This window comes from Paraprevotella xylaniphila YIT 11841 (assembly GCF_000205165.1).
Lineage (GTDB): Bacteria > Bacteroidota > Bacteroidia > Bacteroidales > Bacteroidaceae > Paraprevotella > Paraprevotella xylaniphila.
The window spans coordinates 82,112-89,528 of record NZ_GL883885.1 but is presented as its reverse complement, the minus strand read 5'-3'; the positions used below and the strand labels follow the sequence as shown (position 1 = coordinate 89,528).

General features: G+C 55.9%; 4 protein-coding genes. All 4 read left to right on the top strand.

The window, feature by feature from the left end; genetic code table 11:
* A partial coding sequence (locus tag HMPREF9442_RS13395; protein WP_087944125.1) for a tetratricopeptide repeat protein occupies positions 1-1,727 on the top strand: 1,727 nt, incomplete at its 5' end.
* A gap of 3 nt (positions 1,728-1,730) precedes the next feature.
* Positions 1,731-3,221 (top strand): TolC family protein, encoded by a 1,491-nt coding sequence (locus HMPREF9442_RS13390; protein WP_008629604.1) that lies wholly within the window; start codon positions 1,731-1,733, stop codon positions 3,219-3,221.
* Between the two features lie 12 nt (positions 3,222-3,233).
* Complete coding sequence (locus HMPREF9442_RS13385; protein WP_008629602.1) at positions 3,234-4,343, top strand: efflux RND transporter periplasmic adaptor subunit; 1,110 nt, start codon at positions 3,234-3,236, stop codon at positions 4,341-4,343.
* Between the two features lie 15 nt (positions 4,344-4,358).
* Positions 4,359-7,415 carry an efflux RND transporter permease subunit gene (locus tag HMPREF9442_RS13380; RefSeq protein ID WP_008629600.1) on the top strand — a complete coding sequence of 1,019 codons (3,057 nt, stop codon included), beginning with the start codon at positions 4,359-4,361 and terminating at the stop codon, positions 7,413-7,415.
* The last annotated feature ends 2 nt before the right edge of the window (positions 7,416-7,417 follow it).

Sequence of the window (7,417 nt, the reverse complement as noted above, 5' to 3'; positions counted from 1 at the left end):
CATATATAATAAGGTATGGCGTGGCGGCTATAGCCGTGGCGGCGTTGTGTGCCCCTGTCGTGTGGCGGACAGAGGCGATGCTTTCCGTGTCGGACGTTTGGGGCTACCGGGCGGTAGCGGCTTTGGCCGTCTTGGCCTTGACGACCGTATGCTTGGGGCGGCGGTTGCCGCGCCTGCATTGGGCGGACGGCGTGGCCTTGTTTTGGTGGGTCTGCGTTTCGCTGAACTATGTGTTCGTGTCGCCCTGTCCGGCGGTGGAAGCATACGGCAAGGCCATGGCCTTGGGAGTGGCCTACGTATGCCTGCGGTTGGTTATCCCTTACTGCGGAAGGGCTTTTACCCGGCTTTGGTGGGTCGGGCTTTGTGTAGTGGGCGGCTATGAGCTTTGGACGGGCTTCATGCAGTTGATGGGTCGGGAGGCATCCCGGCACCATCTGTTTGACGTGACGGGCACGTTTTTCAATCCCGGCCCGTATGCCATATTCGTGGCCGTGGTGTGGGCCGTCTCCGTAGCTTGGTGGTACAGGCATGGAGAGGTCTTTGCCGGGCGTGGCCGGTGGAGCCGGGTGGGGGCTTGGAGCGTGGCGGCAGTGGCGGTTTTTTGCTTTCCCGTATTGGTCGCCACGTGGAGCCGTGCGGCCTGGGTGGCGGTGGCGGTGGCTGCGGCCTGCCTGCTGTGGAAGAAGCATCGGCGATGGGTGCTTGGGGGAATGGGCGTGGCGGCGTGTGTAGGCGTGGCGGCTTACTTCCTGAAACAAGGGTCGGCAGACGGGCGCCTGCTGATGACGATGGTGGCCGGACGGGCCTGGGCCGGGGAATGGTTTTGCGGGCACGGGCTTGGCGGCTATGCGCAGGCCTACGGTGCAGCACAGGAGGCTTTCTTCACCGTGCGTCCCGGCTCGCCGCTGTCGGTGGTGGCCGGTAGTCCGGAGTATGCCTTCAACGGCGTGTTGGGCGTGGGCGTGGAACAGGGCGTGTTAGGGGCCGTTCCGGCCTTGGTGTTGGGCTTGTGGAGCTTGGCAGTGTTGTGCAAGCGTGGTGAGGTCTCGGCCTACGGCTGGTTGGTCTTGTTGGTCTCTTCCCTGTTTTCCTATCCTTTCGCCTTGTGGCCGTTCCTGTCGTTGGCCGTGGCGTGGGTCGCCTTGGCGGTGTCGCTCGAAGCCGGCACGGTGGAAGTGTGGTGGTGGAAGAGGATGGCCGTGTGGCCTGTGGTGGCCGCAGGCGGTTGGTGCGTGTGGAACCTGTCGGCCGATACGGCCCGGCGCGTGGAGGCTTACGGGGAGTTCCGCCGCGTGCGTGGCATCCAGGATGTGGCATTTTTGGAAGATTACCGCAAAAAGTATGAGGATTTGAAAGCTTATCCGGATTTTTTGTTTACCTTTGGTAGCGCATTGCGGGAGGCCGGGCGTTACAACGAGAGTAATGCGGTGCTGCGCCAAGGCATGAAGGTGAGTTGCGACCCTGTGTTTTACACGCTGATGGGGAACAACTACCGGGATTTGGGTGCTGTGGCAGAGGCCGAATCGGCGTACCGGAAGGCTTTCGGGATGTTGCCGGGGCGCATGTATCCGCTCTACCGGTTGATGAAGCTTTATGAAGCAGACGGACAAATGCAAAAGGCTGAGGAGGTAGCCCGGAAAATCATCGCTTTCAGGCCGAAAGTGGATTCCCCGGCCGTGCGGGAGATGAAAAACGAAGCGAAAGAGTTTTTAAATGATAATAAGTGAACCATGAAAAGCGAAATAGGAAAATATTTGCGTGGTGCTTTGTGGTGCTTGTGGGTGGCTGTCGTGCCGGTAGGGGCGCAACAGGTGCGCAAACTGTCGTTGACGGAAGCCATTGAAATAGCCAAACGGGATTCGTATGCGGCGCAGGTGGCCCGCTACAGTTTCTTAGGACAGTATTGGAACTACCGTTCTTACCGGGCGGAACTGTTGCCCTCGTTGAACCTTTCGGGCGGGGTGATGAACTTCGACCGCTCCATCGTGGAGGCCCGCGACCCGGACACGGGGCGTATCTCTTACGTGGACAACAACTCGCTCTCGAACGACCTGACGCTGTCCGTGAACCAGAACATCCCGTTTTTGGGCGGTACGCTGTCATTGCAGTCGTCACTGTCGCGGTTGGACCAGTTCAACTACGATTCGCAGACGTATAACACGGTGCCCCTCATCCTGAATTACACGCAGCCCATCCGGGCTTACAATGCCCTGAAGTGGCGGAAGAAGACGGCACCGCTGCAATACGAGAATGCGCAGAGGGCTTATCTGGAAACGATGCAGGACATCACCATCAACGTGACGAACCTGTTCTTTACGGTGCTTTCGGCGCAGGAAAATTACCGCCAGAGCGTGGCAGACTATGAGGACCGGAAACATCTTTTCGAGATAGCCAAGAAGAGGCTGGACTTGGGGACGACCACAAAAAGCGAGGTGCTGCAGATGGAACTTTCGTTGCTGAACGCCAAGATGAGCGTGAACAGCACGAGCCTTACGCTGAGGACCCAGCTGTTCAGCCTGTTTTCTTATTTGCGCATTGTAGACTACGAGGACATAGAGCTGCTGCCGCCCTATTATATGCCGGACATCGAGATGAACGCCGAACAGGTGCTCGACAAGGCATGGACGGGATCTTCGCATTCGATCGAACAACAGTTGAACCTGTTGGAGTCGCAGCGGGCATTGGCCGAGGCGAAGGCCAACAGGGGCTTGCAGGTGGAGTTCCGCGGAAGGCTTGGCCTGAGCCAGTCGGCGAATGAGTTGCCTGCCGCCTACCGTCGCCTGAAAGACTACGAGACGGTGGGGCTTACGATGACCATCCCGATATACGACTGGGGCATGGGCCGGGGAAAGGTGCGCATGGCCAAGACGGACGTGGAAATCACCAAGACCCAGATAGAGCAGGCTAACATAGAATTTGCGCACGACGTGCGGACGAAGGTGCTGCAGTTCAACAACCAGGCCGAACAGTGCAAGACTTCACTCCGTGCGCAGGACATTGCCGCCGAACGTTACGACATCATGAAGAAGCGGTTCGAGAACGGGTCGGTGACGGTGACGGAGCTGAACACGGCGCAAGAGGAGTTTGAAAGCGCACAGCACCAGTACATCAGTCAACTGCAACAGTTCTGGACGGACTATTACGGCATACAGAAGTTGACGCTGTACGATTTTATCCGCAAGGAGAACATCGGGGTGAATTTTAATGATTTGGTAAATTAACGACAGACAGATATGAAACGGATTACGGGAATAAGCCTCGTGGTGTGGGCCGTCTGGGGAGCCGTGTGCGGCTGCAAGGAAACGGACGGACAAGACGAAGAAAAGGAACAGGCCATGGAGGGCGCGGTGCAGAAACTGAACGAGAATTATGTGGATACGATGATGTTGCACAAGGTGGTGTTCAACAAGCAAATCAAGTGCAACGGCAAGTTGAGGGCGGCGGCCAAAAGCGAACTGGCCATGCCGGCTACCGGGTTGTTGCATGCCATCCATGTGAAGAACGGCTCTTTGGTGAAGAAGGGCGCGTTGCTGGCTTCGGTGGACGACCGTGAAGCCCGGCGGGAACTGGCCAAGGCCGAACAGGAGATGGAGAAGGCGGAAGTGGAACTGGTGGACAAACTTATCGGACAGGGATATGACGAGACGATGGCCGGGGTGCCGGAAGCGATTCTCAAGAGGGCCAAAGTGACTTCGGGCTATACGTCGGCGGAATATGCCTTGCAGACGGCCCGGCTCAATCTGGAGCGGTGCAACCTCTATGCTCCTTTCGCAGGGCGCGTGGCCGACATGGACTGCAAACTTTACCAACAGCCGAAGGAGAAGTTCTGCACGTTGATAGACGACACTTGGTTCGACGTGGAGTTCTGCATCTTGGAGGCCGAATTGCAGTCGGTGAGCATCGGGCAGAAGGTCGTCGTGTCTCCTTTCGTGGACGAAAACGAGGAGTTCACGGGGAAGGTGACGGAGGTAAATCCGTCCATCGACGAGAAGGGGCAGGTGAAGATACGCGCAAGAATCAGGAACCGGGGCAATGTGTTGATGGAGGGGATGAACGTGAAGGTCGTCATCGAGAAGGAGGTGCCGGACATGTTTGTCGTACCCAAGGACGCGGTGGTGATGCGTGACGGTTTCCATGTGCTCTTCCGCTTGGAGGAAGGACACGCCGTGTGGACTTACGTGGATGTGGTGTATTCCAATATCAGCCAATATGCCGTGACAGGCAATGCGCGGAAGGAGACGAAGATAGAGGACGGCGATGTGGTAATCACGTCGGGCAACCTGAACCTGGCCGACGGGACGGAGGTCATCCCGCGCGAGAGGAAAGAAAAGAAGATGGACTAAGGAAAGGAAGCCGCCATGATTGTACGCAATTTGATTCACCGGCCCATTGCCGTGACGATGTGCCTGATCGCATTGATCGCCATCGGGTGTATCTCTTTCAAATATATACCGGTGTCGCTGATGCCGGACATCGACATTCCGCAGATTACGGTGCAGGTGTCTTATCCCGGAGCGTCGGTGCACGAGGTGGATGCCGAAGTGGTGGCTCCGTTGCGCAGCCAGTTGATGCAGGTGGCCGGACTGAAGGACATCCACAGCGAATCGAGGATGGACGCGGGTTCCATCTTCATGGAATTCGAACCGGGAAGCAATATCGACTTGATATTCATCGAGGTGAACGAGAAGATAGACCGGGCAATGAACCGTATGCCGAAGGAGTTGGAACGTCCCAAGGTGGTCAAGGCCAGTGCCATGGACATCCCGGCCTTTTATCTGGACTTGTCGTTGAAAAACGAGGGGGTAGGAAAAGACGGCAGTTTGCCGAAGGCCGGTATGAAGTTTACCCAACTGGGCGAATTTGCACGGAACATCGTGAGCAAGCGCATCGAACAGTTGCCGCAGACGGCCATGGTGGATATATCCGGTACGACGGGAGCGGAAATCATTTGTATTCCGGACGAAGCGAAACTTTTGTCGATGGGATTGGATATGGAAACCTTGTCCAAGGCCATCCAGTCGAACAATATCACGCTCGGGGCGCTTTCCGTCGTGGACGGGTTGTACCGTTACAACATCCATTTCGATTCGCAGTTGCTGAACCGGGAGGACATAGAGAATGTGTATATCAACCACGAAGGCCGCCTGGTGCAGTTGAAAGATTTGTGCCGTGTGGAAGAAAAACTGGCATCGCGGGTAGGACTGGTGCGCCACGACGGGAAGAATGCCGTGACGATGGCCGTCATCAAACAGAACGACGCGCAGATGGAAGATTTACAGAAGAGCATCGGGGCACTGGTGGAAGACCTGAGAAAGGAATATCCGGATATCAGTTTCGACCTTACGCGTGACCAAACCCGGCTGCTGACGTATTCCATAGACAATTTGGGACAGAACCTGTACGTAGGGGCGGTGTTGGCCTGTCTGGTGCTTTTCCTTTTTATGAAAGACTGGCGGTTGCCGCTATTGATTATCATCACCATCCCCTTGACGCTGATTGTGACGCTGCTCAGCTTCCATTTGTTGGGCATCTCCTTGAACATCATTTCCCTGTCGGGGCTGATTCTCGGTGTGGGAATGATTGTGGACAACTCCATCATTGTCATTGACAACGTGATGCAGCGTTGGCGGCAGGGGATGCCGCTTGCGGATGCCCTCGTGAAAGGGACGAACGAGGTGTTCACCCCGATGTTGAGTTCGGTGCTGACCACCTGCTCGGTGTTTGTCCCGTTGATTTTTCTGAGCGGCATTGCCGGTGCCTTGTTTTACGACCAGGCGATGGGGGTTACGATAGCCTTGTTCGCTTCGCTTTTCGTGGCGGTGTTGGTCATTCCGGTGTATTTCATGGTGTTGTACCGGAAAAGAAAAACATGTCCGGAAGGAGAGGTGCTCGACCGTAAGTTTCATTTTAATTTTTATACTCCTTACGAATGTGGTGTCAAGTGGGTCTTGCGGAATCCGGTGAAGAGCGTGACGGCTTTTTGCCTGGCAATCCCGGCCATCTTCCTTATCTATAAAGGGTTGGAGAAAGAACGTCTTCCTTATATGGAACATAACGATGCGTTGATGAAAATAGACTGGAACGCGGGTATCTCGGTGGAGGAGAACGATGCCCGTGTGGGGGATGTGTTGAAGCAGGTGGACGGAATGGTGCAGACTTCTACGGCGATGGTCGGTGTGCAGGATTTCGTGCTGTCCCATACCGAAGACCTTACCACGTCCGAAGCCGTGGTCTACTTTCAGGCGGAGGATGGGGAAACTTTGCGGCAGGCGCAGGAGAAGATGAGGAACTACATGGCGGAACGCTATCCGCATGGCACGGTGGAGTTCGGCGTATCCGGCAATATTTTCGATTTGATATTCTCCAATGACGATGCGGACTTGGAGATACGTTTGCAGCGTCAGGGTGGAGGCCGTCCGGATGTGCACGAGGCCCGGGCTTTTCTGGACACTTTGTCGCGCCGTTTCCCCGAGGTCGCGGTACAGCCGGTCGTTTCCGAACGCAATATACAATACGTGGCTGACACGGAGCAGATGGCGGTGTACCATGTGTCGTATGCCGCCTTGCAGGCCCGGTTGCGGATGTTGGTGAGCCAAAATGAGGTGTATGCCATCAATGAGGGCGCCCGTTCGTTGCCCGTCATTATCGGTGAACGCGGTATGGACAGCCGTAGGTTGTTGCAGTACACCGTGCGCAACGACGAGGGAGTGGACATACCTTTGAGCTACCTGATACGGGAAACGCAGGGCGAGGACTTCAAACGGCTATATTCCGGAAACGGCGGGGATTATTATCCCGTGAAGATTGCGGCGAACGACCGTACGGTGGAGAGCATCGTGGATTTCACGGAACGGTTCGTGAAGGCCGACCCGCACTATTCGGCATCGTTTACGGGCAATTATTATTCTAGCCGGGAGATGATAGGCGAACTGGTGTTGGTGTTGAGCGTGGCTGTGGCATTGCTGTATTTCATTCTGGCCGCGCAGTTCGAAAGCATCGTGCAACCGTTGGTCATCCTGTCGGAAATCGTAATAGATGTATTCTGGGTGTTCCTCGTCCTGTGGCTGTTGGGAGAGTCGCTGAATATCATGTCAATGATTGGCATCGTGGTGATGAGCGGTATCATTATCAACGACTCTATCCTGAAAGTGGATACGATGAACCGGTTGAGGCGGGAAGGGATGCCCCTCGTTACGGCTATCTGGCGCGGCGGGCACAGCCGTTTGCGACCCATTGTCATGACTTCGCTCACGACCATTTTGGCCATTCTTCCTTTCCTGAGCCGGGGCGATATGGGTTCCGCCTTGCAATACCCGTTGTCGTTGACCCTGATTGTCGGCATGGTGGCCGGTACGTTGGTCAGCCTGTTCTTCATACCGTTGGTATATTACCTTATATATAGGAAAAGGGGATAAGG

Bases quoted from the DNA above. Each gene is read 5' to 3' on its own strand.
- HMPREF9442_RS13390 (WP_008629604.1), top strand. From the start codon at position 1,731: ATGAAAAGCGAAATAGGAAAATATTTGCGTGGTGCTTTGTGGTGCTTG.
- HMPREF9442_RS13385 (WP_008629602.1), top strand. From the start codon at position 3,234: ATGAAACGGATTACGGGAATAAGCCTCGTGGTGTGGGCCGTCTGGGGA.
- HMPREF9442_RS13380 (WP_008629600.1), top strand. From the start codon at position 4,359: ATGATTGTACGCAATTTGATTCACCGGCCCATTGCCGTGACGATGTGC.